We start from the raw sequence: 23933 nt of genomic DNA, 5'->3' as shown, positions 1-23933 counted from the left end.
GGGGCCAGGCGCTCTGTTGCGGTGTTTTCGCGGTCCACCGCGGTGTTCTTTTCGCGGGCAAGCCCGCGCCTGCAGAATCAATTGTCGCGCTGCAGGTCCGGCGGAATCGGCAAATCCTTCTTCAGCGGCTCGGGCGGCTTGCCCTTGCCCGAGCGGTACTGGCGAATCTGGAACACGTACGCCAGCACCTGCGCCACTGCCAGGTACAGCCCGGCCGGAATTTCGTGCTCAAGCTCCGTGGAGTAGTAGATCGCCCGCGCCAGCGCCGGCGATTCGAGGATCTGTACCTTGTGCTCCTGGCCGATCTCGCGGATCTTCAAAGCCAAAAAGTCAGTGCCCTTGGCCAACAGCAACGGCGCCGCACCGCCCTTCTCCGGGTCGTACTTGAGCGCCACGGCATAGTGCGTCGGGTTGGTGATGATCACATCGGCCTCGGGCACCGCCGCCATCATCCTGCGCTGCGACGCCTCGCGCTGCAGTTGGCGAATGCGCTGCTTCACCTCCGGCTTGCCCTCGGTATCCTTGTATTCGTCGCGCACTTCCTGCTTGGTCATCTTCAGCTTCTTGTGCGTCTGCCAGAGCTGGAACGGCACATCGACGATGGCGATCAGCAGTAGACCCGCCGCCATCCACAAGGCGCTCCAGCCCACCACCTGCACGCTGTGGATGATCGCCTGCTCGAGCGGCTCCTTGGCAATCGCCATCAGCGCCTCGCGGTCGTTGGCCAGCACCACCAGCGCCACCACCAGCACCAGGAAGAACTTGGCCACGGCCTTGAGCAGTTCGGTCAGCGAGTTCAGCGAGAACATGCGCTTGATCCCAGACAGCGGGTTCATCCGGCTGAACTTGGGCTGCAGCAAGGAGCCGGAAAACAGAAAGCCTCCCAAGGCGATCGGGGCCACGAACGATACGACGAACAGCAACACCAGCACCGGCTGGGTGGCCCAGATGGCCATCTTGCCCGAGGCCATCAGGAAGGCACCCATGGCCCGCTCGTCGACTATCACTTCGCGCGACAGGGTGAAGTTCACGCGCATCAGCGTCATCAGGGTTTCGGCAAGGTGGCCACCGAAGGCCAACAAGGCACCGGCACCGCCCAGGGTCACAGCGAAGGTGTTGAGCTCTTTGGAACGGGCGATGTCACCCTTTTCCCGTGCGTCGCGCTTGCGCTTCTCGGTGGGTTCCTCTGTCTTGTCCTGACCGCTCTCGCTCTCTGCCATGCTCAGGGCGCCCGTGCCAGTTCACGCAGCCACTGCAAGGCCTCGCTGGCCAGCTGCTGATAATGCGAGAGGATGTCGGCAAGGCCGACCCAGAAGATGGCCAGCCCCAACACCAGGGTCAGCGGGAAACCAATGGAGAAGATGTTCAACTGAGGTGCGGCGCGGGTCATCACACCGAAGGCAATGTTGATCACCAGCAGCGCTGCGATGACCGGCAGGATCAACACCAGGCCCGCACCCAGCACCCAGCCCAGACGCCCGGCGATCTCCCAGAAATGCGCGACCACCAGGGCATTGCCCACCGGCAGCGTGGTGAAACTTTCGGTCAGTACCTCGATCACCACCAAGTGGCCGTTCATCAGCAGGAACAGCACACTCACCAGCATGGTCAGGAACTGCCCGACCACCGCTACGTTGACGCCGTTGGCCGGATCGACCATCGAGGCCATCGCCATACCCAGCTGGATCGCGACGATCTGCCCGGCAACGACGAAGGCCTGGAACAGCATCTGCAGCGAAAACCCGAACAGCGCACCGACGATGATCTGCTCGGCGCACAGCAGCACGCCGCGCACGCTCAACGGCTCGAACTCGGGCAGCGGCGGCAGGCCCGGCACGATCACCACGGTGATCGCCACCGCCACGTACAGGCGGATCCGCGCCGGCAGCATGCGCGTACCGAACACCGGCATGGTCATCAGCACCGCTGCCACGCGAAACAGCGGCAGGATGAAAGTGGCGACCCAGGTGCCGATCTGCGCGGCGCTCAGCTCAAGCATGGGTTCATCATCCGATCAACTGCGGAATGCCGCTGTACAGGCCGGTCATGTATTCCATGAACTTCTGCACCAGCCACGGACCGACCACGATCAGAGTGATCAGCATCACCAGCAGACGCGGCAGGAAGCTCAGGGTCTGTTCGTTGATCTGCGTGGCCGCCTGGAAGATCGCCACCAGCAGGCCGACCAGCAGGCTGGGCACCACCAGCACCGCCACCATGAGGGCCGTCAGCCAGAGCGCATCGCGAAACAGGTCGACGGCTACTTCCGGGGTCATCGAAAATTCTCCTTGAGCGGCCTCAGACGCCGCCGAAACTGCCGGCCAGCGTACCCATGATCAACGCCCAGCCATCGACCAGGACGAACAGCATGATCTTGAACGGCAGCGAGATGATCAGCGGCGACAGCATCATCATACCCATCGCCATCAGCACACTGGCGACCACCATGTCGATGATCAGGAACGGGATGAAGATCATGAAACCGATCTGGAACGCGGTCTTGAGCTCGGAGGTGACGAAGGCTGGCACCAGAATGGTCAGCGGCACCTGGTCGGGACCGGCGATGTCGGTACGCTTGGACAGGCGCATGAACAGGTCCAGGTCGCTTTGCCGGGTCTGCGCCAGCATGAAGTCCTTCAGCGGCCCCTGGGCCTTGTCGATCGCCTGCTGGGCGGTCATCTGTTCGTTCAGGTAGGGCTGCAAGGCGTCACGATTCACCCGATCGAACACCGGCGCCATGATGAACATGGTCAGGAACAGCGCCATGCCGGTGAGCAACTGGTTCGACGGTGTCTGCTGCAGGCCCAGGGCCTGGCGCAGGATGGAGAAGACGATGATGATGCGGGTGAAGCTGGTCATCAGGATGACGAACGCCGGAATGAAGCTCAGCGCCGTCATGATCAGCAGGATCTGCAGGCTGACCGAATATTCCTGCTGGCCGTTCGGCCCATTGGACAGGGTGATGGCCGGGATCGACAACGGATCGGCGGCCAGGGCCACGGGCGCGGCCAGCAACAGCGCCAGGGTCAACAGTAAGCGCAGCGCGCCGCTCATCACTTCTTGTCCTTCTGGTCCTTGCCCATCAGCTCGAGCAGCCGCTGGGCGAATTCCGGTGCCGCCTGGCGCGCGCCGGCAGGCACTTCCACGGGCTCGGCCATGACGTGCAATGCTTCGATGCTGCCAGGGCTGTGGCCGATCAGGATCTGCTCCTTGCCCACCTGCACCAGCAGCAGGCGGTCGCGCGGGCCGAGGGCACGGCTGCCGACGATCTCGATCACCTGCCCGCCGCGCGGCTGCGCCACCTGCAGGCGGCGCAACAGCCAGGCGAGCAGGAAGATGGCGCCCACTACCACGAGCAGGCCAAAGACCATCTGCGCCAGTTGCCCGCCCATGCCGCCCGGCGTCGCCGTGCTGGCCGGCACCGGCGCGGGATCAGCCGCGGCGATCACCACCTCGCTGGCGAGCAATGTGCCCAGGGCGGCGACGCCGCGTATCAGGCCCTTCACTCAGCGCAGCTTCTTGATGCGTTCGCTGGGGCTGATCACGTCGGTCAGGCGGATGCCGAACTTCTCGTTGACCACCACCACTTCGCCATGGGCGATCAGCGTGCCATTGACCAGTACGTCCAGGGGCTCGCCGGCCAGGCGATCGAGCTCGATGACCGAACCCTGGTTCAGTTGCAGCAGGTTGCGAATGCTGATTTCCGTGGCGCCCACTTCCATGGAGATGCTCACTGGAATGTCCAGGATCACGTCCAGGTTCGGACCTTCCAGGCCGACGTTCTCGCTCGGCCGCGGGGAACTGGCGAACTCTTCCATAGGCAGGCGACCTGCGCCGGAGGAGCGGCCACTGTCGGCTGCCAGCAGCGCATCGATGTCCGCCTGGCCCGCATCACCGGTTTCTTCCAGGGCTGCCGCCCACTCATCGGCCAGGGCCTGTTCCTCTGGGGAGGTGATCTCGTTTTCGTTAGCCATAAAGTCCTCGACAGGCTTTCAATTCTTAGTGCGACCGGCTCGCCGTCAGCGGCGCTCGATCGGGTCGATGATCTGCAGCGACAGGGTGCCCTTGTGCGAGCCCAGACGCGCCTTGAACGACGGCACGCCATTGGCGCGCAGTACCAGGTGTTCGGGCAGCTCTACCGGAATCACATCGCCCGGCTGCATGTGCAGGATGTCGCGCAGCTTGAGCTGACGACGGGCAACGGTGGCCGAGAGCGGCACATTGACGTCCAGCACGTCCTCGCGCAGGGCCTTGACCCAACGCTCGTCCTGATCGTCCAGGTCGGACTGGAAACCGGCATCGAGCATCTCGCGCACCGGCTCGATCATCGAGTACGGCATGGTCACGTGCAGGTCGCCGCCGCCGCCATCGAGCTCGATGTGGAAGGTCGAGACCACCACCGCCTCGCTGGGCCCGACGATGTTGGCCATGGCCGGGTTGACCTCGGAGTTCATGTACTCGAAGTTCACCGGCATGATCGCTTGCCAGGCTTCCTTGAGGTCGACGAAGCACTGGTCCAGGACCATGCGCACCACGCGCAGCTCGGTCGGCGTGAACTCTCGGCCTTCGATCTTGGCGTGACGGCCGTCGCCACCGAAGAAGTTGTCCACCAGCTTGAACACCAGCTTGGCGTCGAGGATGAACAGCGAGGTGCCGCGCAGCGGCTTGATCTTGACCAGGTTGAGGCTGGTCGGCACGTACAGCGAATGCACGTACTCGCCGAACTTCATCACCTGCACACCGCCCACCGCCACGTCGGCGGAGCGACGCAGCAGGTTGAACATGCTGATGCGGGTGTAACGGGCGAAGCGCTCGTTGATCATCTCCAGGGTCGGCATGCGACCGCGGACGATCCGGTCCTGGCTGGTCAGGTCGTAGCTCTTGACGCCACCGGGCTCGGCAGCGCTCTCGGTCTGTACCAGCCCATCGTCGACCCCATGCAGCAGGGCATCGATCTCATCCTGGGACAGCAGGTCCTGCACGGCCATCGAGTGTGCTCCTACTGCAATACGAAATTGGTGAACAGCAACTGGTCGATGACCGGCTTGCCGACTTCCTTCTGCGCCACTTCCTGGACCACCGCAGTGGCCTTCTGGCGCAGCATTTCCTGGCCCACGGCACTGCTGGCCAGACTGTCGAAACCTTGCCCGGAGAACATCATCACCAGATTGTTGCGAATCACCGGCATGTGCACCTTCAGCGCATCGAGGTCAGCCTGGTTGCGGCCCTGCAGGGTGATACTCACCTGCATGTAGCGCTGGCGGCCGTTCTGGTTGAAATTGACCACGAAGGCCGGCGCCAGGGGCTCGTAGATCGCCGCTTGCTTGACGCTGGCCACGGCAGGATCGGCTGCAGGCGCAGGCTCGCTCTTGTGCATGATGAACCAGGTGGCGCCAACCGACAGGCCCACGGCCAGCAGCAGGGCCAGCACCAGCAGCAGGATCAGCTTCAGTTTGCCTTTAGTGGCGGGGTCTTTGACTGCGTCGCTCTTCGCCATGCCAATAATCCGTCGTCCATCGGGGTTTCAAGAAAGGATGACGTGGCAGAGCAAGTGTTATGCCAGATTTGGCCGAGGGGGCTTGAGGAGGTGGTAGAGCGGGCCTTGCCCGCGAACACGGGCGTAGCCCGTGCTAGGCAGCGCGGTGTATTTTTCGCGGGCAAGCTCGCTCCCACAGGGATTTGGGCTGGCTTCTAGATTTTGAGCAAGACAGTTGCTCACAAAAGCCCGCACCGGTGTCAGACGCGACCCCCGAACGATCAGGCGTAGTAATCGACCGCACTGTCGCCGATCACCACCTGCTGCTCCACCGGCCGTGAAGCATCGGCCAGCTCACCGTCCTCCCCCGCCTCCCCGGCCCGACGCGCTGCGACACCGGACAGGTTCGACCCACCCTGCTGGGCTTGCTGTTGCTGCTGGCGCGACTGATCGGCGACGTTGACGTCAGGCTGGGCCAGCCCCTGCTGGGCGAACAGTTCGCGCAGGCGGTACAGCTGGCTGTCCAGTGCATCGCGCACGCCGGCGTGACCACTGATGAAGGTGACCTGGGTAGCCTGGTCCGCCGCGACATTGACACGAATGTCCAGGCGGCCGAGCTCGGCAGGTTCGAGCTGGATATCGGCCGACTTGAGGTTCTGGCTGGACAGATACATGACCCGGTTGACCAGGCCCTCCGTCCAGGCGCCCTGGTTCATCGCCAGCGGCTGGTGCAGCGGGTTGGTCGGCGGCACGGCGTGGGCGGTCTTGGGTGTGACGGCCTGGGTCAGGTTGGCCAGGCGATTGGCGAAATCGTCCACACGGGTGTCACTGTCAGCATGCTTGACGTCCTTCAGGCCACTGGACAACAGCTCGGAGAAGCCTTTTTCGCCAGGCTGTGATTGGCCACGCTCGGATTCGCCCTCAGGCTTGACCGCCAGGCTCGCCAAGGTATTGACGTTGGCCTGGGCACTGTCATCCTGGGCCGCGGCCTTGTCGCCCGAAGCGGACGCATGGGCCGAAGTGGTCCCTTTGGCCTGGGCGTTCTGCTCCAGGGCCAGGCGCAGTGTCGGCATGTTTGCCAAGGCATCGGCTTCGGGATCGAAGTCGCTGTCGCTGGCGGCCTCTTCGGTGAGCGCAGGGGGTAAGGGTTCGGCCTGCGCTGCAGGCTGCTGGATCGCGGCCTGCAGCACGGGCGCCACGGCCTCGGCCTGAGCCTGGATCAGCTGCGCGCCCGCCAGGGCATCGGTCACCTGCCCTGCGACCAGGTTGGCATCCAGCGAGTTCGAGTCGCCTGACGGCGCACTGTCGCCAGGCGTGGAAACCTGTAGATCATCGCCAACAGCCTGCTGGGCGCTGTCGCTCGGCGTGTTCTTGTCACTGGTTGGCGCGGCCTTGTTGCTGCTGGCTGGCAAATTCTTGCCATTGGCGGCAACCGACGGGGATTTGTCATTGCCGACTTTGCCGCCGGCGCTGAAGTCAGGCTTATCCTTGAATGCAAGTTGCGAGGCCTTGTCGTTGCGCACCGGCGTCGTGTCACGCTGCTGGCGCGCCATCAACTGATCGAAGCCGCCGCCCTGATTGCCTGCTGCCTGCGAGGTTTTGTCCGTCGCGGAACTGGTCGCCCGCGAGTTCGCATTGGCGAGGCCGGCTTGCAACAAGGGATTGGATGCGACAGGCATTGAAACTCTCCACGCCAGTGAACCGAAATAGTATCTGGGTGAAGACAGGCAAAACTCGCGCCAGTTTTGCCATCAGCCTGCAGAAACCCGCTCACGCTCGCTGCGGTAGAAGCGCTGGACCTCGACAAATTCCTGGTCAATCTGATTGATCAGGTCTTCGATGCCGTACAGAGGCTGTTGCCGCACACGCTCCTCAAGCTGTTGGCACAGACCTGCCAAGCCCACTGCGCCCATGTTGCTGCTGCTGCCCTTGAAGCTGTGGGCGGCCATACCCAGCTCGTGGGCATCCTTGGCCTCGTGCAACATGCTGAGTCGACACACGGAGTCTTCCAGGAAGGTTTCCAGCAACTGCAGGTAGCCATCTTCCATGACCTCCCGCAGGTCGCTCAGGACCTTGTGATCGATATGCTCGTCTGTCACTTGCTCACTCCTTGATCAAGCTTGATTATGCCTCAATCGCCGGGGCCGCTCACCAGCCGAACTCAACCCGCGCCCGCCGCCCCTGGTCGAGCCATTGAGCCCGGACGCCCAAGCGCTGTACCAGATGCAGCCCACGCCCACTCAAACCTTTTTCCGACGCCGGGCGTGCCAACACCTTCTCGATATCAAAACCCGTGCCACTGTCGCTGATTTCCACTGTGAGACGCCCACCTGCCGCCATCGGTTCCACTCTCAGCGCTATTCGCACGAAGCCCTCGGACAAAGCTGTCAGACGCCGGCCGCGCTCGCGGTAGTACTCGGCAAATCCCGCGGCATCCTGCTTGAGCCGCGAGTCCAGGCCCAAGACTCCGTGCTCCAGTGCGTTGGAGTAAAGCTCACCGAGCACACTGTGCAACACCGCACTGCTCGGGCGCAGACCGTGGATTTCCTGAAGAAACTGCAACAGATAGGGAACCGGATTGAACCGCTTCAGGCTGTCGGCATGTAGCACCAGCGACAACGACCAGTCCAGTGGGCTGGAACGACCGCTGTCGGAATACACCGGCGCCACGGGTGCCAGGCCACCTGGCTCAGCCATGCGGATATCGCACAAGCTGATATCGTCTCGCGGCACACCGCCAAAACGCTCCAGTGCCTGCATCACTTCATCGAACAGTTGCCCAGGGTCTCGGTTGGCCGCCAACACCTCACGCAAACGCTCCACGCCAAACAATCGATCCTTTGCATCGCCGGTATCGACCACGCCATCGGAGAGCAGGAACACTCGCTCCCCCGCCGTCAGCGGCAGTATGTCGGTGCGGTCGTCGAACTGCTCGGGCGCAAGGATACCCAGCGGCAAATGCCGCGATTGCAGCACCGACAGCACCTCGCCGGCGGCCGACAAGCGATAGCCATCGGGCATGCCGCCGTTCCACACCTCGACCGTGCCACGCTCGAAACTCAGGTTCAGCAGCAGCGCGCAACAGAACATGTCCACCGGCAGGATGCGCTTGAGCTTGGCGTTCATCTCGCGCAGCGTCTCGACCAGGCCATAGCCCTTGGCGGTCATGCCATAGAACACCTCGGCCAGGGGCATCGCCCCAACAGCCGCCGGCAGGCCGTGTCCAGTGAAATCACCCAGCAGTACATGCATGTCGCCCGAAGGTGTGAACGCAGCCAGCAGCAGGTCGCCGTTGAACAATGCGTAGGGCGACTGCAGGTAGCGGATATTGCTGCTTCTCAGGCAACCGGAATGGGCGACCTTGTCGAACACGGCTTTGGCCACGCGCTGCTCGTTGAGCAGGTGATGGTGGTGACGGGCCAGTTCGTCGCGCTGCTCCAGCACCGTGGCCTGCAGCCGGCGCAGGCGATCCATCGCGCCGATCTTGGCGGCCAGAATCACCGCGCTGTAGGGTTTGGCCATGAAATCGTCGCCGCCGGCCTCCAGGCAACGCACCAGCCCCTGCTCCTCGTTCATCGAGGTGAGGAAGATGATCGGCACCAGCGCTTCACCGGCCATGGCCTTGATCCGTCGCGCCGCCTCGAAGCCATCCATCACCGGCATCAAGGCATCGAGCAGCACCAGGTCCGGCCGCTCTTCGGCGAACAGTGCCACGGCCTGCTCGCCATTTTCGGCAGTGACCACCTCGTGCCCCTGGCGCCGCACGATCTGCGCGAGCAGCAAGCGATCCGCCGCACCGTCCTCGGCGATCAGCACCCTCAATCCCTGTTCGGCGGGCATGGTCGGCTCAGCTGACGTCGAACAGTTTTTCGAAATTGGAAATGGCGAGAATCTTGCGCACGTCCGAACTGGTATTGATCACTTTGATATCCGAGCGCTCGCCACCGGCGTGATCGCGCAACAGCAGCAGCATGCCCAGCGCGGAGCTGTCCAGATACGTCGCGTCCTTGAGATCCACCACTACCGAATTCGGGGTCGGATCCAAGCGCTCGTAGGCGTCACGAAATTCCTGATGCTTGCCAAAATCGAAACGGCCCTTGACCTTGATCGTCAACTGCTTTTCGTCCGGTGAAAAATCAGATTCGACTGCCATGCGTGCGATTCCTTCGAGATGGCTACGACTCAGGAAGGTTTAGCAGTCGCCCAGCCAGGCCGCAAGCGCAGCGGGTTGAAGCAACGTCGAGCTAGAAATGATTCTGCCGCGGCAACCGCTGCGATAGCTCGTCGAGCAACTTCTGCTCGCGCTTGTCTTCTGCCCGACGAGCCTCGTCCAGGTATCGCTGCACCAGCTTGCGCAGGCCCTCGACCCGGGCATAGGCCTGTTGCCAGGCATCACGGGCGTTCTTGAGGTTGTTCTGGTGCCAGGTCAGGCTCTGACGCTGCTGGGTCATGGCCGTTTCCAACTGCCCCAGAAAGCGCTGGTAGTTAACCAACCAGCTGCCGCCAACGCCCTGGCTGCCGCGGTTGATCCACTGCAACTGGTAGTCCTCGCGAAAACGCTCAAGCTCGGCGAGCTTGGCCTGGGCCTGGGCCACCAATTGCTGGAAATGGCCCATGCGCTGGACGGCCTTGCGCTCGGCCTCCTCGGCCATCTCCACCACCGGCGACAGGCGCGCGGCACGACTGGGCAGGGCCATGGCCTATCAGCCGCCCGCCGGCGGGGCGAACACCGCGCCCAACTGCTCGCCGCTCTCGGCCATGCCGACACTCTCGTCCAGCCCTTGGCGCAAGAACGCCACCAGCTTGGACTGCAAGGCAATGGCCAGGTCGGTTTCCGGATCGCCACCGGCCACGTAGGCACCGACGCTGATCAGGTCGCGACTCTGCGACAAACGCGACCACAACTGCTTGAATTTCTGCGCCTGGCGCAGATGGTCGGCATCCACCACCTGCGGCATCACCCGGCTGATCGAGGCCTCGATGTCGATCGCCGGATAATGCCCTTCCTCGGCCAGACGCCGGGACAGCACGAAGTGACCGTCCAGCACGCCACGCGCCGAGTCGGCGATCGGATCCTGCTGGTCATCACCCTCGGAAAGCACGGTATAGAACGCGGTGATCGAACCCCCGCCGGCCTCGCCATTGCCCGCGCGTTCGACCAGCTTGGGCAACTTGGCGAACACCGACGGCGGGTAGCCACGGGTGGCGGGCGGCTCGCCGATGGCCAAGGCGATTTCCCGCTGCGCCTGGGCAAAACGGGTCAGCGAATCCATCAACAGCAGGACATTCTTGCCCTTGTCGCGGAAATACTCGGCGATGCGCGTGCAATACATGGCTGCGCGCAGGCGCATCAGCGGCGCATCGTCGGCCGGTGAGGCGACCACCACCGAACGCTTGAGCCCTTCTTCGCCGAGGATGTGCTCGATGAACTCCTTCACCTCGCGGCCCCGCTCGCCGATCAGCCCGACGACGATGATGTCGGCCTTGGTGAAGCGGGTCATCATGCCCAGCAGCACCGACTTACCGACACCGGTACCGGCGAACAGGCCCAGGCGCTGGCCGCGACCGACGGTCAACAGGCCGTTGATGCTTCGGATGCCCACGTCGAGCGGCTGACTGATCGGATCGCGGTTGAGCGGGTTGATCACCGGACCATCCAGCGGCACCCAGTCCTCGGCCTTCATCCCGCCCTTGCCATCGAGGGCACGGCCAGCGCCATCGAGCACCCGCCCAAGCATGCTCATGCCCATCGGCAGGCGGCCACTGTCATCCAGCGGCACCACCCGCGCCCCCGGGGCGATACCGGCGATACTGCCGACCGGCATGAGGAAGACCTTGCTGCCGGCAAAGCCCATCACCTCGGCCTCGACCTGCACCGGGTGGTAGCTGTCGTCGTTGATCACCATGCAGCGGCTGCCTACCGCCCCGCGCAAGCCTTCGGCTTCGAGGGTAAGGCCGACCATACGCAGCAGGCGCCCCTCGACCACCGGCTGCTCGGGCAGGCTCACCGCCTCGGCATAACCACTCAAGCGCTTGGCGAAACTGGTGCGATCAAGGCGCATCGGGCGCATCCAGCTCAATGGACAGATCCGGTGCCGCCGGATGCAGGGATTGATCGTGGGACTGCTCGAACAGTTGCGCCACGGCCTTATCCATGCGGGTTTCCATGGTGGCATCGATGCGGCTGTGGGCCGTCTCGATGCGGCAACCACCCGGCAGCAAGGACTCGTCTTCGAGCAGCTTCCAGCTCTCCTCGTGACGCTCGCGCAAGGCCTTGGCCAGCTCGAAGTCCTGGGGATTGAGGTGGATGCGAATATTGTCGGCGCCCATTGGCAGCAACTTGAGGGCCTCACGCAGCACATGGGTGATCTGCCCGGAGTCGCTGCGCAGCTCGCGGCCGATCACCTGACGGGCGACATGGACGACCAGGTGCACGAGGGACTTCTCGATCTGGGTGTCCTGCTCGGCAATGGGCTCGAGCAGGTTCGCCATCAGTTGCTCCAGGCCTGCCAGCTTGGCCGTCAGTGCCTCCTCGGCTTCCTGGCGCACCTTGAGCTGCGTGCTGTGGAAACCCTCGCGCTCGCCAGTGGCGAAGCCTTCGTTGTAGGCCTCCTGACGGATCGCCTCGAGCTCTTCGAGGGTCAACGGCTGGACTTCCTCCAGCGGCACTTCCTCGACTTCCTCGACCACCTCGGGTTCAGGCTCAGGCTCGAACTCGGGTTGCGGATCGAAGCTGGGCAGTGCCCACACATCGACACCCTCGAGGTCGCGGGCGCGGATCAGGTCGCTGGGATGTTCTTTGGTGGACATGCTGTCATGTTCTCAAAACCATGTTCGGCCAACGCGATCCCCGTGGGAGCGGGCTTGCCCGCGAATGCGTCAGCAGGGGCAACGCGTTGCCTGGCCTGGCGCCTTCGCGGGCAAGCCCGCGCCCACAGGGTCAGCGCCAGTCAGCACGGTGCGCGAAATCGCTTAGATCATTTCCTCGGCACCCTTGCCACCGAGCACGATCTCGCCGGCCTCGGCCATGCGTCGAGCGATGGTGAGGATTTCCTTCTGCGCCGCCTCCACATCGCTGACCCGCACCGGCCCCTTGGCCTCCAGGTCGTCGCGCAGCAGTTCCGAAGCACGCTTGGACATGTTCTTGAAGATCTTGTCCTTGACCTTCTCGTCCGCGCCCTTGAGCGACACCACCAGCACGTCCGAGGACACCTCGCGCAGCAGCGCCTGGATACCACGGTCGTCGACGTCGGCCAGGTTGTTGAAGACGAACATCAGGTCTTCGATCTGCTCCGACAGGTCGCTGTCGATATCGCGGATCGCATCCATCAGCTGGCCTTCCACGGAACTGTCGAGGAAGTTCATGATGTCGGCAGCGCGCTTGATGCCACCCAGGGTGGTGCGCGCGGCATTGGAGTTGCCCGAGAACTGTTTCTCGAGGATCTGGTTCAGTTCCTTGAGTGCCGCCGGTTGCACGGTGTTCAACGACGAAACGCGCAGGACGATGTCCAGGCGCACCTTGTGGTCGAAATTGCTCAACACTTCACCGGCCTGGTCGGGATCAAGGTAGGCGACCACGATGGCCTGGATCTGCGGGTGCTCATAGCGGATGACATCGGCCACGGCACGCGGCTCCATCCACTTCAGGCTGTCCAGGCCGCTGGTGTTGCCGCCGAGCAGGATGCGGTCGATCAGGCCGTTGGCCTTGTCCTCGCCGAGCGCCTGGTTGAGCATCTTGCGGATATAGCCGTCGGAGCCGACGCCCAGGCTGGTCTGGTCGCCGACGATCTCGACGAACTCGCTCATGACCTGCTCGACCTGCTCGCGGTGCACATTGCCCATCTGCGCCATGGCGACGCCGACCCGCTGCACTTCCTTGGGCCCCATGTGGCGCAGGACCTGGGCTGCATCGGTCTCGCCCAGGGACAGCAGGAGAATCGCCGCCTTGTCGACGCGGCTCAGCTTGGCGGTAACGGCTCGGTTGTCACTCATCGGCGTTGATCCACTCTTTCACGACCTGGGCGACACGGCCCGGGTCTTCGGCCACCAGGCCCTTGATTGCGTTCAGTTGCGCCTCGTAGCCTTCGCTCGGGCTTGGCAACAGGATACTGCTCGGGCCGCCGAGGCTGACGCGGTCGTTGCCGAGCTCGCCGTCCAGGCCGATCATGCCGCCCAGTTCCATGTCGCTGTCGGTGGCCGCACTCTTGCCGCCACCGGTGATGTTGTTGAGCACAGGGCGCAGCACGCCGAACACCAGCACCAGGATGAACACCACGCCCAGCACTTGCTTGATGATGTCCCAGAACCACGGCTGCGAGTAGAACGGAATGTCGGCGAGCACTTCACCGCGGTCGGCGGAGAACGGCACGTTCATCACGGTCACGCTGTCGCCACGGCTGGCGTCGAAGCCGACCGCATCCTGCACCAGGCGAGTGAAGCGCGACAGGTCCTCGGCGCCCCAGGGCGCGCGAGTGGTCTCGCCATTGGCATCGACCTTGACCTGGTCGTCCACCACCACGGCCACCGACAGGCGGGTCAGGCGACCTTGCTGCTGGCGGGTATGGCTGATGGAGCGGTCCAGCTCGAAGTTCTTGGTGCTCTGCTGACGCTTGTCGGACGGATATGGCGCGAGCATCGGCTGGCCGGTGGCCGGGTCCATGATCTGCTGGCCGTTGGCATCGACCAGCGGCTGGCCCGGCGCAATGGCACCGGCTGGCGTACCACCGCCAGCGGCGTTTTCCGGGGCGGCGGCACCCGCCGGCGGCTGGTTGCTCAGCGCACCGGGCACACCCTGCGGGCCCTGGCTGCTGGCACGCTGCTCATTCACCGACTGCTCGCTGCGCAGGGCAGGTTGATCGGGGTTGAACTGTTCAGAGGTGGACTCGACTGCGTTGAAGTCGACGTCGGCGGACACCTCGGCCTTGTAGCGGTCGTTGCCCAGCACAGGCTGCAGGATATTGTGCACACGCTGGGTGAGCAGGCCTTCCATACGCCGGGTGTAATCGAACTGCTTGCCGGCCACGGTCAGCGAGGTGTCTTGCAACTGGTCGGAGAGCAGGTTGCCCTTCTGGTCGACCACGGTGACTTGCGACTTGTCCAGCTCCGGCACGCTGGTGGCAACCAGGTTGACGATCGCCATCACCTGACCGGCTTCCAGGTTGCGCCCCGGGAACATCTCGACCAGTACCGAAGCGCTCGGGCGGCGCTCGTCACGCACGAATACCGAGCTTTTCGGAATGGCCAGGTGCACCCGTGCAGCCTTGATGTTGTTCAGGCTGGAGATGGTCCGCGCCAATTCGCCTTCCAGGCCGCGACGGTAACGGGTCGCCTCCATGAACTGGCTGGTGCCCAGGCCCTGGTCCTTGTCGAGGATCTCGAACCCGATGTTGCCGTCGCTCGGCGCCACGCCGGCGGCGGCCAGTTTCATGCGGGCACGGGAGAGGTCATCGGCCTTGACCAGCAGTGCACCGGAATTCGGCTCGACGGTGTAGGGAATATCAGCGGCGGCCAGGGTTTCCATGACCTGCTTGGTGTCCATGCCGGCCAGGCTGCCATACAGCGGACGGTAATCCGGCTGCTGCGACCAGAGCACCACGGCAAAGCCGATAGCCACGCTGGCGGCCAGCCCGACCAGCAGGCCGACCTGACGCAGCACGGGCATCTGCGAGATGTTTTCCAGGAACGCCATGCCGAACAGCGGCGGCTTGGCCACGGGCGGGCCACTCTTGGCGGGGGCGTTATCGACGACTGCTTCGGCCATGACTCAATACGTCCTCAAACCGGCATCTGCATGATGTCCTGGTACGCCTGGACCAGCTTGTTGCGCACCTGGGTCAGGGCCTGGAACGACACACTGGCCTTCTGCGAGGCGATCATCACGTCGGTGAGGTCGACGCCGCTCTTGCCGATCTCGAAGGCGTTGGCCAACTGGCTGGATGCCTGCTGGGTATCGCTGACCTTGTTGATGGCCTGGCCGAGCATGTCGGCGAAGCTGCTCTGGCCCGGGGCGAGCTCAGGCGCAGCGGCGACCTTGGGCAGCGACATGGCATCGGCCTGCATCGCGCGCATGTCCAACATCAGACGATTGAATTCAACACCTTGGCTCATGACCTTCTCTCTCCGGCGGCCGCATTTTTTTGACACTGATGCAGCGGGTAAAACGGTTAAAGCAACAAAGGTGCCAGCCTTCGCAAAGTCACTCCGCAGAGGCGCTCACCCGTACAGGCTGGCCTCGACATCCATCCCCGCATCGCGCATCTGCGCCAGCTTGTAGCGCAGCGTGCGCGGGCTGATGCCCAGACGCTCGGCGGCCTCCTTGCGACGCCCACGTTCGGCGCGCAAGGTATCAATGATCATCTGGAACTCATGACGACGCATATCGTCGCCCAGGCCACTGGACTCCGAGGACGATTCGAGCGATGATGGCTCAGTAATATCATCCCTCACTGGCGACAAGGGAATGGCGCCCGCCAGACAGAAATCCGCCGCCTCGATCACCCCACCTTGCTGCAGGATCAGCGCTCGCTGCAGCGCGTTGTCCAGCTCGCGCACGTTGCCAGGCCATGCGTGCGCTTGCAGGCATGCCCGCGCCTCGGCCGACAGACGAACCGGCGCATGCTTCATCTTGCCGACATGCTTGGCCAGCAGGCGCTCGGCCAGCGGCAGGATATCGGCGCTGCGCTCGCGCAGTGGGCGCCAGGCCAGCGGGAAGACCGAAAGACGGTAGTACAGGTCTTCGCGGAAGCGCCCCGCCGCCACCTCGCCCGCCAGGTCACGGTTGGTGGTGGCCAGCACGCGGATGTCCAGGGTGATCGGCTTGCGCCCGCCGACCCGCTCGACTTCCCGCTCCTGCAGCACGCGCAACAGCTTGGCCTGCAGGCCAAGTGGCATTTCGGAAATTTCGTCGAGCAACAGGGTGCCGCCTTCGGCCTGCTCGAACTTGCCCGCTTGGGCCGCGATAGCACCGGTGAACGCGCCTTTTTCGTGACCGAACAGCGTGGCTTCGAGCATGTTGTCCGGAATCGCCGCACAGTTGATCGCCACGAACGGCTGCGCTGCACGCCCCGACTGCTGGTGAATGTAGCGCGCCAGCACTTCCTTGCCGGTACCCGACTCGCCCGAGATCAGCACCGTGGAGTCACTGCGGGCAACACGGGCGGCCAGTTCGAGCAACTGCCTGCTGGCCGGCTCGCTAGCCACCGGCCCTTCTTCCTCGGCATCAAGGCGACCCGCCGCATGCCGCTCGACCAGGCTCAGCAGTGCCTTGGGCTCGAACGGCTTGACCAGATAGTCGGCAGCCCCTTGGCGCATCGCCTCCACGGCACGCTCGACCGCAGCATGAGCGGTCATCAGTAGCACCGGAAGTTGTGGATGATGGCGACGCAACCTGGCCAGCAACTGATGGCCGTCCATGCCCGGCATGTTCACATCGCTGACCACCAGGCCGTAGGCGTCCTCGGCCACGGCATCCAGCGCTTCCTCGGCGCTGCCCACGGCGCGGTAGTCGAAGCCGCCGATCTCCAGGGTATCGCCCAGCGCCTGACGCAGGACACGGTCATCCTCGACCAGCAACACCTTGACCATCACAACACCTCCGTCGATTGCCCGCCGATCAGCGGCAGCACCACCCGCACGCAGGTGCCGCGGCCGACCTTCGAACGCAACTCCAGGCTACCCTGATGCGCCTTGACCACCGCCTTGACCACCGCCAGGCCCAGGCCGGTGCCGGTGGCCTTGGTGGTCAGAAACGGCTCACCCAGACGCGCCAGCAGTTGCGCGTCGATTCCGCTGCCAGCGTCACTGACGCACAGATGCAGGCTCAGCCCGCGCCGGAACAGGTGAACCTTCAGGCGCGCAGGCTCAGGGCTTGCCTGCAGCGCGTTTTCGATCAGGTTGAGCAAGGCGCCGACCAAGGTGTCGCGATTGCACAGCAACTCGCCCAGGTGCGTGTCACACTGCCAGCGCACCGCATGCCCCTGCACATGCGACTGCGCAGCCTGCTGCAGCACCTGGAACAACGCCTTGGGGGTCAGCCGATCACTCAGCGGCAGCTCGCCGCGAGCGAACACCAGCATGTCGCGCACCTGATGCTCGAGCTCGTGCAAGCGCTCCTTGAGGCTGCCGGCAAAGCGCTGCCGGGTTGCCAGCGCCAGCTCCCCCTCATCGTCTGCCAGGTGGCTGGCATAGAGCAGCGCCGCCGACAGCGGCGTACGAATCTGGTGGGCCAGCGACGCGACCATGCGCCCCAACGACGACAGACGCTCGTGACGCGCCAGTTGCCCCTGCAGGCGACGGGTTTCAGTCAGGTCGTTGAGCAACACCAACTGGCCGGGCTCGGCATCCAGCGAACGGGTGGCAATGGACAGGCGTCGACCGTCACGCAGCGACACCTCATGGCCGTCATCTTCTCGCGGCGCGAAGCTGCGGGCGATGACCTGGCGCCACAGCTCACCGACCAACGGCGCACCGAGCAACTCACAGGCGGCAGGGTTGGCTTCGCGCACATGGCCCTGGCCATCGATGACTATCACCCCGCCAGGCAGCAAATCCAGCAAATGCTGCAAACGGTTGGCCAGACGTTCCTTTTCACCCAGCTCGGCCATACGCTGCGCGCTGACCACTTCCAACTCGCCCTTGAGCTCGCTGACGCGCGCCTCGAGCATGTTGTACGACTCGCTGAGCTGGGAGGAAACCTGGTTGAACAGGGCGAACGCCTGCTCGAGCCCTTGTCGACTTTCCTGTTCGACCGGGGTGCGTCCCTGCTGCTCAGGGGCTCGGGAGATGTGGGCGGCCTGGGGCATCGTGCTCTCTCGCATGGCTGACCGTCATAAAAACGGTACTTTGCCTGCGGTGTAGCAATAGCCGTGCCGGGGATGGGGTTTCTGAACGAACGCCGGCCCCTTGCAGGCGCGACACGAGGTTGCACCTGCAAGGGGCCGGGCCTTCAGTCTTCGGCCTGGTCTTCGCCGCCCTGGCGGCTCATGCCGTACTTGCGCATCTTCTCCACAAGCGTGGTTCGACGGATGCGCAGGCGTTCGGCGGCACGAGCAACGATACCGTTGGCATCGTCCAGGGCTTGCTGGATCAGCCCCTGCTCAAGGCTGCCGAGGTAGTCCTTCAGGTCCAGGCCTTCCGGCGGCAGCATGGCGTGGCTGGAGAAGTTCGGCGCATGACCGTTGATCGCCACGCGCTCTTCGAGATCGCTGCGCAGACTGTCGACCAACTGCTCGTCTTCGTCATCGACGTAGCGGAATTTCTTCGGCAGCTCGGCAACACCGATCACCCCGTACGGGTGCATGATCGCCATGCGCTCGACCAGGTTGGCCAGCTCACGGACGTTGCCCGGCCAGCCATGCCGGCACAGCGACATGATCGAGGCCGAGTTGAAACGGATAGAGCCGCGCTTCTCGTGCTCCATGCGCGAGATCAGCTCGTTCATCAGCAGCGGGATGTCCTCGACACGCTCGCGCAGCGGTGCCATTTCGATAGGGAAGACGTTCAGGCGATAGTACAGGTCTTCGCGGAAGGTCCCCTCCTCGATCATGCTCTCGAGGTTCTTGTGGGTCGCCGCGATAATGCGCACATCGATGCTCTGGGTCTTGTTGCTGCCAACCCGCTCGAAAGTGCGCTCCTGCAGTACGCGCAACAGCTTGACCTGCATCGGCAACGGCATGTCGCCGATCTCGTCGAGGAACAGGGTGCCGCCGTTGGCCAGCTCGAAACGCCCCGCACGGCTGGTGATCGCCCCGGTGAAGGCGCCCTTCTCATGCCCGAACAGCTCGCTTTCGAGCAACTCGGCCGGAATCGCCCCGCAATTGACCGGCACGAACGGCGCTTCACGGCGCTTGGAGTGGTAGTGCAGGTTGCGCGCCACCACTTCCTTGCCCGTGCCGGACTCACCGAGGATCAGCACGCTGGCATCGGTGTCGGCCACCTGCTGCATCATCTGCCGCACATGCTGGATCGCCCGGCTGGTTCCAACCAGGCTGCGGAACAGGTTGGGTTCGCGCTGACGACCGCGCTCGCGGGCCTGGTCGTACATTTCACGATAGACCTGGGCGCGGTGCAGCGAGTCGAGCAACTGGCTGTAGCTCGGCGGCATCTCCAGGTTGGACAGCACGCGCCGGCGCAAGTCTTCAGGGAACTCGGCGGAAGAAATTTCGCCCAGAAGCAGAACCGGAAGGAACTCATCCCACGCAGCCACTGTCTTAAGCAGGCCCAGGACACTTGCCGGAGCATTTACCGCCCCGATCAGCACACACAGGACTTCCCTGCTCGAAGACAACGCCTCTACCGACTGCTGCCAGTCCGCACTGGAGCAGGAAAGGTTCTCTTCGCCGAGAAAATTCAGGACCACCGCCAGATCGCGGCGGCGTTCGCTGTCGTCATCGATCAGGAGGATCTTGGTTTCACGCCACATTCAATACTAACTTCCCTAGTCATATCGGCGCCCGAGGGCGTGCTCGACATCATTCCGACTGAATGGTCAGTGTTCGGACGTCTGAAATTTCGAAAACAGCCACTAGTTAAGTCAAAAAACAGCACACAGTCAAATTTATGGCGCGCAGCTTCTTGCATTGCCCAGCGATCAGCTGAACAAATGGTATACCTTTGTCGCGTTTTTTGCCTGACGGATCTGCGCCATCTCGTCGACTATTGATTGACGTTCACCACTTGCAACTTCAATCAATTGGCGATAGACCGTCAGCAATTCATCCAGGCTGCTCCTGACCTGCGCATCGTTTTCCCGCGCTTCGGCCAGGATATCCTCGACGCACACGCGACATGCCAGGTCGAGCTTGCCCACCGCATCCCAGTCGCGTTCAGCGAACGCTGCCAGCAAGGCATCGCGGGTCTCTTCGATACGTGCAATCACTTCGCTCATGTGCGCCTCCTGAAATTACTCTGCCGGCACTTGTTCGCCGATGGCGTCCCAGCCTTCCTTGACCGTGATCAGCAGGCGCGCCACTTCGTCGATGATCTCCGGGTCGCTGTGGACGTTGGCTTCGATCAGGCGACGGCTCATGTACTGGTACAGGTTGTCGAGGTCGGTCAGGCTGTCGGCGTGATTCTCCAGATCCAGCCCTTCGCGCAGGCCACCAATGATGTCGATGGCCTTGCCGATCAGAATGCCCTTCTGGGCGACGTCCTTGCGCGCTATGGCGCCCTTGGCCTGGGCCATCCGGTCAAGACCGCCCTGCATCAGCATCTGCACCAGACGGTGCGGACTGGCTTCGGAAGTCTGTGCAGCACCGTTGACTTTCTGGTACTGCCGAAGGGCCAACATCGGGTTCATGGAACTACCTCATTGCAGCGAAAAGGTTGCGTATACCTGCTGTATCGCCAGCTCGTCAAAAAACTTTAGCCATGAAACACAAAGCCCGGGACACCTGCAAGGTGTCACCGGGCTTTTGTCGCCGCTTAGCGATCAGCCTTTCTTGGCCTGGGCATTCATCGCATCGAAGATCGAGACGATCTGCTCGCCCTGCTTCTTCATCAGGCCCAGGACGGTGTCGAGCGCTGCGTACTTCTTGGTCAGCGAGGTGGTCAGCAGCTCGGTACGGCGGTCCAGCGCAGCCTGCTGGTCCTGCAGGTTCTTGGTCACCTTGTCGAGCGCCGTCTTGCGCGAATCCAGCGAACCGCCGGTCTTGACGTAGGGATCGAGGGCCTTGGTCATCCGGTCGAAAACGCCACCGTCGGCAGTGAACAGCCCCTGAATCTCCGAGCCAAGCTTCTTGTCGTTCAGTGCAGCGGTGAACTTGGTGCTGTTGAACTCAAGCGTGCCGTCTTTCTGGGTGTTGATACCCAGCTGGCTGAGGGTATTGAGCTGGGTGCCCGAACCGGCTTCGGCGATCACCTTGCCGATGTCGCTCAGCAACGAGCGCGTGGTCGGATCGTTGGTCAACGGGCCCAGGCTGGTCACGTTACCGGAAGAGTCCTTGGTCGGTGTCGTCAGGGCGGTAACAGCCTTGCGCAGGGTGTTGTAAGCATCGACAAACGACTGAACCGATTTCTTCAGGCCATCGTTATCGAGCGTCACACTCACCTTGACCCCGGTCGTGGCAGTGGGCGAAGTGGTGCCGGTAAGCTCGAGGCTCAGGCCACTGACCGCGTTGTCGACGACGTTCTTGGAGCTGGTCAGTTTCAAACCGTCGACGGAGAACTCGGCATCCTGTGCCAGGGCGTCGATAAAGCCGCCCCCCGTACCCACCATCTTCTGCGTGCCATCGATGGTGAGCTCAGGGATACCGCCGACGGAAATGTCACTGCCCTTGCCAGTCGTGGTAGAGCCGAATACCAGCCGCGAACCGCCCGCCTCGTTGACGACGTTGGCGGTGATACCTTCCTTGCCCAGCTCCTTGTTGATCTGGTCGCGCACGCTTTGCAGCGTGGAACCGGCAGCAACATTGACCTTGTAGGTCTTGCCGTTCTGGCTGATGGTCAGCTCACCTTCGCTAATCGCAGAGCTTCCCCCCCCGGCGAACTGCTGGCTGGCGACCTTGGAGCCAGTGGCCAGTTGGCTTACACGGATATCGTAGGTACCGGCAACTGCACTGTTGGTGGTCTTGATCTTGACCGCGCTTTCGTTGGCGGAAGTACCGGCAAAGGCGTTGAAGGAAGGCGCATCCTTGTCGTTGAGCTTCTTCATGGCATCCTGGAACGCCGTCAGGGCGCTGCGCAGAGAGCCGATGCCCGAGAGGATCGCCGAGTTATTGCTCGACTGCCGAGCAATCTGGTTGGACTTGGCCGAAGTATCGGACTTCACCAACGCATCCACGATCTTGCTGATCTCGAGGCCGTAGCCCACGCCTGTGCTAGGAGTAATTGTCGCCATGTCCTGCCCCTCTCTTCAACGCGCCCGCCCTGCTCCTGCAAGGCCGGCATGATTCGTGTCGCGTAGTGCTCGCCGCCGGTCAGACCTTGGCGTTGAACAGTACACTTTTGACATCGCGCAGGCTTTCGGCGATCCGCAGGGCCTCCTCGGAGGGAATCTGACGGATCAGCTCGCCGGTTTCGCTGGCGATGACCTTGACGACAATCTTGCCGGATTCTTCATCCGTGGAAAACTCAAGATTACGTCGGGTTTCTTTCAGGAATTGCTCGATCTGCGACACGGCGTTCTTGACGTTGTCGGTGTCGTGCACCTTGACTGCGCCCTGCTTGTCGCCCTCAGCGGATGTTTCCAACGGCCGCGAGACCGGCTTGTCGGTAACCTGCTCGGCCGAGCGTGCGGCCGGATAAGACAGGTTCAGCTTGACGCTCATGTCCATGTCCACCACCTCGTAATGAAAAGGCGGGGGAGCGCCGCAAGTGCACTCCCCCGCCAGCAGCTATCAGGCAGATTAGCCCAGCAGCTTCAGAACTGCCGACGGCAGCTGGTTGGCCTGGGCCAGAACCGAGGTCGAAGCTTGCTGCAGGGTCTGCTGCTTGGTCAGCTGGGCAGTTTCGGCAGCGAAGTCGGTGTCCTGTACACGGCCACGAGCAGCTTCGGCGTTCTCGTTGATGTTCTGCAGGTTGTTGATGGTGCTGGTCAGACGGTTCTGGGCGGCACCCAGGTCAGCACGGTTGGTGTTGATTGCCTGCAGGGCCTCGTCGATGGCGCTGATGGCGGCGGTGAAGGTGGCTTCGGCGGCGGTGCTGTTGGCACCGGTGATGCTCTTGCCAGCCAGGGCGGTCAGCGCAGCGCCAGTACCGGTGGTTTTCATCGCGGCACTGAGAGTCACGGTGATCTGGTTGGCGGTGCCGGTGTTGGAGCCGACCTGGAAGGTCATGACGCCAGCGGTACCGTCCAGCAGGTTCTTGCCGTTCAGCTGGGTGGAGTCGGCGATACGGTCGATTTCCGACAGCATCGACTGGAACTCTTTGTCCAGCGCGTCACGGTCTTGCTCGCTGTTGGAGTCGTTTCGGGACTGGACGGCCAGTTCACGCATACGCTGCAGGATGTTGGTCTGCTCTTGCATCGCGCCTTCAGCGGTCTGGGCGATGGAGATACCGTCGTTGGCGTTCTTGATAGCCATGGTCTGACCGCGGATCTGCGAGGTCATGCGGGTAGCGATCTGCAGGCCGGCGGCGTCGTCTTTGGCGCTGTTGATTTTCAGGCCGGACGACAGACGGGTCATCGAGGTGCTCAGAGCGTCGGAAGCACGGCTCAGGTTTTTCTGAACGCCCAGAGAGGTGGTGTTGGTGTTAACGGTCAAAGCCATGACGAATTCCTCGTTGGATTGGGTACTGCGGCTTCCGGCCCTGGCGTTTGCCGGGTGTGTGGCCTAGAGAACCTTCGTAATGGTTATCGTCGTCGTGGCGGTTTGCTTTAGGGGGTTTTGCGAATTTTTTTAGTGGCACGCTGCCACCCCAATGAAATCAAGGGTTTGACGCCAGAAATACAGCGTCCGGCGGCGTGCGCAGAACGGCTGATAGACAGCAGAAATGCAAAAGCGCCGAACGGTCACCCGTTCGG

The 23933-nt window shown here is 63.1% G+C and carries 26 protein-coding genes; all 26 read right to left on the bottom strand.

Annotated elements, in window-relative coordinates; all coding sequences use genetic code 11:
- Positions 1–77: 77 nt before the first annotated feature.
- Positions 78–1220 carry a flagellar biosynthesis protein FlhB gene (flhB, locus tag HU729_RS10030; RefSeq protein ID WP_065862046.1) on the bottom strand — a complete coding sequence of 381 codons (1143 nt, stop codon included), beginning with the start codon at positions 1218–1220 and terminating at the stop codon, positions 78–80.
- A gap of 2 nt (positions 1221–1222) precedes the next feature.
- On the bottom strand, positions 1223–1999 hold the full coding sequence (fliR, locus tag HU729_RS10025; protein ID WP_186666409.1) for a flagellar biosynthetic protein FliR: 777 nt from the start codon (positions 1997–1999) through the stop codon (positions 1223–1225).
- A 7-nt stretch (positions 2000–2006) separates the two neighbouring features.
- Complete coding sequence (gene fliQ / locus HU729_RS10020; protein WP_054891869.1) at positions 2007–2276, bottom strand: flagellar biosynthesis protein FliQ; 270 nt, start codon at positions 2274–2276, stop codon at positions 2007–2009.
- Between the two features lie 22 nt (positions 2277–2298).
- Positions 2299–3054, bottom strand: a complete 756-nt coding sequence (gene fliP, locus HU729_RS10015; RefSeq protein ID WP_186666411.1) for a flagellar type III secretion system pore protein FliP — start codon at positions 3052–3054, stop codon at positions 2299–2301.
- Positions 3054–3506 (bottom strand): flagellar biosynthetic protein FliO, encoded by a 453-nt coding sequence (gene fliO, locus HU729_RS10010; protein ID WP_186709799.1) that lies wholly within the window; start codon positions 3504–3506, stop codon positions 3054–3056. The genes fliP and fliO overlap by 1 nt, the downstream gene beginning before the upstream one ends.
- Positions 3507–3974: a flagellar motor switch protein FliN gene (fliN, locus tag HU729_RS10005; protein ID WP_186666415.1), complete on the bottom strand. Its 468-nt coding sequence runs from the start codon at positions 3972–3974 to the stop codon at positions 3507–3509.
- A 45-nt stretch (positions 3975–4019) separates the two neighbouring features.
- The gene (gene fliM, locus HU729_RS10000) at positions 4020–4988 is read right to left on the bottom strand and encodes a flagellar motor switch protein FliM (RefSeq protein WP_054891873.1); all 969 of its coding nucleotides are present in this window, start codon (positions 4986–4988) and stop codon (positions 4020–4022) included.
- An 11-nt stretch (positions 4989–4999) separates the two neighbouring features.
- Positions 5000–5497 carry a flagellar basal body-associated protein FliL gene (gene fliL, locus HU729_RS09995; protein ID WP_054891874.1) on the bottom strand — a complete coding sequence of 166 codons (498 nt, stop codon included), beginning with the start codon at positions 5495–5497 and terminating at the stop codon, positions 5000–5002.
- A gap of 260 nt (positions 5498–5757) precedes the next feature.
- Complete coding sequence (locus HU729_RS09990; protein WP_186709798.1) at positions 5758–7155, bottom strand: flagellar hook-length control protein FliK; 1398 nt, start codon at positions 7153–7155, stop codon at positions 5758–5760.
- Positions 7156–7227: 72 nt separating this feature from the next.
- Positions 7228–7575, bottom strand: coding sequence for an Hpt domain-containing protein (locus HU729_RS09985; RefSeq protein ID WP_186709797.1), 348 nt, complete (start codon positions 7573–7575; stop codon positions 7228–7230).
- A 49-nt stretch (positions 7576–7624) separates the two neighbouring features.
- The gene (locus HU729_RS09980) at positions 7625–9316 is read right to left on the bottom strand and encodes a fused response regulator/phosphatase (protein WP_186666421.1); all 1692 of its coding nucleotides are present in this window, start codon (positions 9314–9316) and stop codon (positions 7625–7627) included.
- 7 nt (positions 9317–9323) lie between these two features.
- Complete coding sequence (locus HU729_RS09975) at positions 9324–9629, bottom strand: STAS domain-containing protein (protein ID WP_186666422.1); 306 nt, start codon at positions 9627–9629, stop codon at positions 9324–9326.
- A gap of 91 nt (positions 9630–9720) precedes the next feature.
- Positions 9721–10173, bottom strand: coding sequence for a flagellar export protein FliJ (gene fliJ, locus HU729_RS09970; RefSeq protein ID WP_186666423.1), 453 nt, complete (start codon positions 10171–10173; stop codon positions 9721–9723).
- 6 nt (positions 10174–10179) lie between these two features.
- On the bottom strand, positions 10180–11538 hold the full coding sequence (gene fliI, locus HU729_RS09965; RefSeq protein ID WP_186666424.1) for a flagellar protein export ATPase FliI: 1359 nt from the start codon (positions 11536–11538) through the stop codon (positions 10180–10182).
- Entirely contained in the window at positions 11528–12286 is a 759-nt protein-coding gene (gene fliH, locus HU729_RS09960) for a flagellar assembly protein FliH (protein ID WP_186709796.1), read from the bottom strand. Before fliH ends, fliI begins: the two co-directional genes overlap by 11 nt.
- Before the next feature lie 162 nt (positions 12287–12448).
- Positions 12449–13468 carry a flagellar motor switch protein FliG gene (fliG, locus tag HU729_RS09955; RefSeq protein ID WP_186666427.1) on the bottom strand — a complete coding sequence of 340 codons (1020 nt, stop codon included), beginning with the start codon at positions 13466–13468 and terminating at the stop codon, positions 12449–12451.
- Positions 13461–15236, bottom strand: a complete 1776-nt coding sequence (fliF, locus tag HU729_RS09950) for a flagellar basal-body MS-ring/collar protein FliF (protein WP_186709795.1) — start codon at positions 15234–15236, stop codon at positions 13461–13463. The genes fliG and fliF overlap by 8 nt, the downstream gene beginning before the upstream one ends.
- A gap of 14 nt (positions 15237–15250) precedes the next feature.
- Positions 15251–15583, bottom strand: a complete 333-nt coding sequence (gene fliE / locus HU729_RS09945; protein ID WP_054891884.1) for a flagellar hook-basal body complex protein FliE — start codon at positions 15581–15583, stop codon at positions 15251–15253.
- Between the two features lie 105 nt (positions 15584–15688).
- Positions 15689–17062, bottom strand: coding sequence for a sigma 54-interacting transcriptional regulator (locus HU729_RS09940; RefSeq protein ID WP_186709794.1), 1374 nt, complete (start codon positions 17060–17062; stop codon positions 15689–15691).
- Entirely contained in the window at positions 17059–18276 is a 1218-nt protein-coding gene (locus HU729_RS09935) for an ATP-binding protein (RefSeq protein WP_186666434.1), read from the bottom strand. The genes HU729_RS09940 and HU729_RS09935 overlap by 4 nt, the downstream gene beginning before the upstream one ends.
- Before the next feature lie 143 nt (positions 18277–18419).
- The gene (gene fleQ, locus HU729_RS09930; protein WP_186666436.1) at positions 18420–19895 is read right to left on the bottom strand and encodes a transcriptional regulator FleQ; all 1476 of its coding nucleotides are present in this window, start codon (positions 19893–19895) and stop codon (positions 18420–18422) included.
- Between the two features lie 168 nt (positions 19896–20063).
- Positions 20064–20360 (bottom strand): flagellar protein FliT, encoded by a 297-nt coding sequence (gene fliT, locus HU729_RS09925; RefSeq protein ID WP_186666437.1) that lies wholly within the window; start codon positions 20358–20360, stop codon positions 20064–20066.
- A gap of 15 nt (positions 20361–20375) precedes the next feature.
- On the bottom strand, positions 20376–20771 hold the full coding sequence (fliS, locus tag HU729_RS09920; RefSeq protein WP_186709793.1) for a flagellar export chaperone FliS: 396 nt from the start codon (positions 20769–20771) through the stop codon (positions 20376–20378).
- Between the two features lie 132 nt (positions 20772–20903).
- Positions 20904–22310 carry a flagellar filament capping protein FliD gene (gene fliD / locus HU729_RS09915; protein WP_186709791.1) on the bottom strand — a complete coding sequence of 469 codons (1407 nt, stop codon included), beginning with the start codon at positions 22308–22310 and terminating at the stop codon, positions 20904–20906.
- Positions 22311–22389: 79 nt separating this feature from the next.
- Positions 22390–22746, bottom strand: coding sequence for a flagellar protein FlaG (locus HU729_RS09910; RefSeq protein WP_186666439.1), 357 nt, complete (start codon positions 22744–22746; stop codon positions 22390–22392).
- Between the two features lie 72 nt (positions 22747–22818).
- Positions 22819–23679, bottom strand: a complete 861-nt coding sequence (locus HU729_RS09905; RefSeq protein ID WP_186666440.1) for a flagellin domain-containing protein — start codon at positions 23677–23679, stop codon at positions 22819–22821.
- Positions 23680–23933 lie beyond the last annotated feature (254 nt).

Source organism: Pseudomonas sp. RW10S2, from assembly GCF_014268985.1.
GTDB lineage: Bacteria > Pseudomonadota > Gammaproteobacteria > Pseudomonadales > Pseudomonadaceae > Aquipseudomonas > Aquipseudomonas wayambapalatensis.
This window is presented reverse-complemented; position numbering and strand designations above follow the sequence as displayed.

Bases quoted from the DNA above. Each gene is read 5' to 3' on its own strand.
- flhB (WP_065862046.1), bottom strand. From the start codon at position 1,220: ATGGCAGAGAGCGAGAGCGGTCAGGACAAGACAGAGGAACCCACCGAG.
- fliR (WP_186666409.1), bottom strand. From the start codon at position 1,999: ATGCTTGAGCTGAGCGCCGCGCAGATCGGCACCTGGGTCGCCACTTTC.
- fliQ (WP_054891869.1), bottom strand. From the start codon at position 2,276: ATGACCCCGGAAGTAGCCGTCGACCTGTTTCGCGATGCGCTCTGGCTG.
- fliP (WP_186666411.1), bottom strand. From the start codon at position 3,054: ATGAGCGGCGCGCTGCGCTTACTGTTGACCCTGGCGCTGTTGCTGGCC.
- fliN (WP_186666415.1), bottom strand. From the start codon at position 3,974: ATGGCTAACGAAAACGAGATCACCTCCCCAGAGGAACAGGCCCTGGCC.
- fliM (WP_054891873.1), bottom strand. From the start codon at position 4,988: ATGGCCGTGCAGGACCTGCTGTCCCAGGATGAGATCGATGCCCTGCTG.
- fliL (WP_054891874.1), bottom strand. From the start codon at position 5,497: ATGGCGAAGAGCGACGCAGTCAAAGACCCCGCCACTAAAGGCAAACTG.
- HU729_RS09990 (WP_186709798.1), bottom strand. From the start codon at position 7,155: ATGCCTGTCGCATCCAATCCCTTGTTGCAAGCCGGCCTCGCCAATGCG.
- HU729_RS09980 (WP_186666421.1), bottom strand. From the start codon at position 9,316: ATGCCCGCCGAACAGGGATTGAGGGTGCTGATCGCCGAGGACGGTGCG.
- HU729_RS09975 (WP_186666422.1), bottom strand. From the start codon at position 9,629: ATGGCAGTCGAATCTGATTTTTCACCGGACGAAAAGCAGTTGACGATC.
- fliJ (WP_186666423.1), bottom strand. From the start codon at position 10,173: ATGGCCCTGCCCAGTCGTGCCGCGCGCCTGTCGCCGGTGGTGGAGATG.
- fliI (WP_186666424.1), bottom strand. From the start codon at position 11,538: ATGCGCCTTGATCGCACCAGTTTCGCCAAGCGCTTGAGTGGTTATGCC.
- fliH (WP_186709796.1), bottom strand. From the start codon at position 12,286: ATGTCCACCAAAGAACATCCCAGCGACCTGATCCGCGCCCGCGACCTC.
- fliG (WP_186666427.1), bottom strand. From the start codon at position 13,468: ATGAGTGACAACCGAGCCGTTACCGCCAAGCTGAGCCGCGTCGACAAG.
- fliF (WP_186709795.1), bottom strand. From the start codon at position 15,236: ATGGCCGAAGCAGTCGTCGATAACGCCCCCGCCAAGAGTGGCCCGCCC.
- fliE (WP_054891884.1), bottom strand. From the start codon at position 15,583: ATGAGCCAAGGTGTTGAATTCAATCGTCTGATGTTGGACATGCGCGCG.
- HU729_RS09935 (WP_186666434.1), bottom strand. From the start codon at position 18,276: ATGCCCCAGGCCGCCCACATCTCCCGAGCCCCTGAGCAGCAGGGACGC.
- fleQ (WP_186666436.1), bottom strand. From the start codon at position 19,895: ATGTGGCGTGAAACCAAGATCCTCCTGATCGATGACGACAGCGAACGC.
- fliT (WP_186666437.1), bottom strand. From the start codon at position 20,360: ATGAGCGAAGTGATTGCACGTATCGAAGAGACCCGCGATGCCTTGCTG.
- fliS (WP_186709793.1), bottom strand. From the start codon at position 20,771: ATGAACCCGATGTTGGCCCTTCGGCAGTACCAGAAAGTCAACGGTGCT.
- fliD (WP_186709791.1), bottom strand. From the start codon at position 22,310: ATGGCGACAATTACTCCTAGCACAGGCGTGGGCTACGGCCTCGAGATC.
- HU729_RS09910 (WP_186666439.1), bottom strand. From the start codon at position 22,746: ATGGACATGAGCGTCAAGCTGAACCTGTCTTATCCGGCCGCACGCTCG.
- HU729_RS09905 (WP_186666440.1), bottom strand. From the start codon at position 23,679: ATGGCTTTGACCGTTAACACCAACACCACCTCTCTGGGCGTTCAGAAA.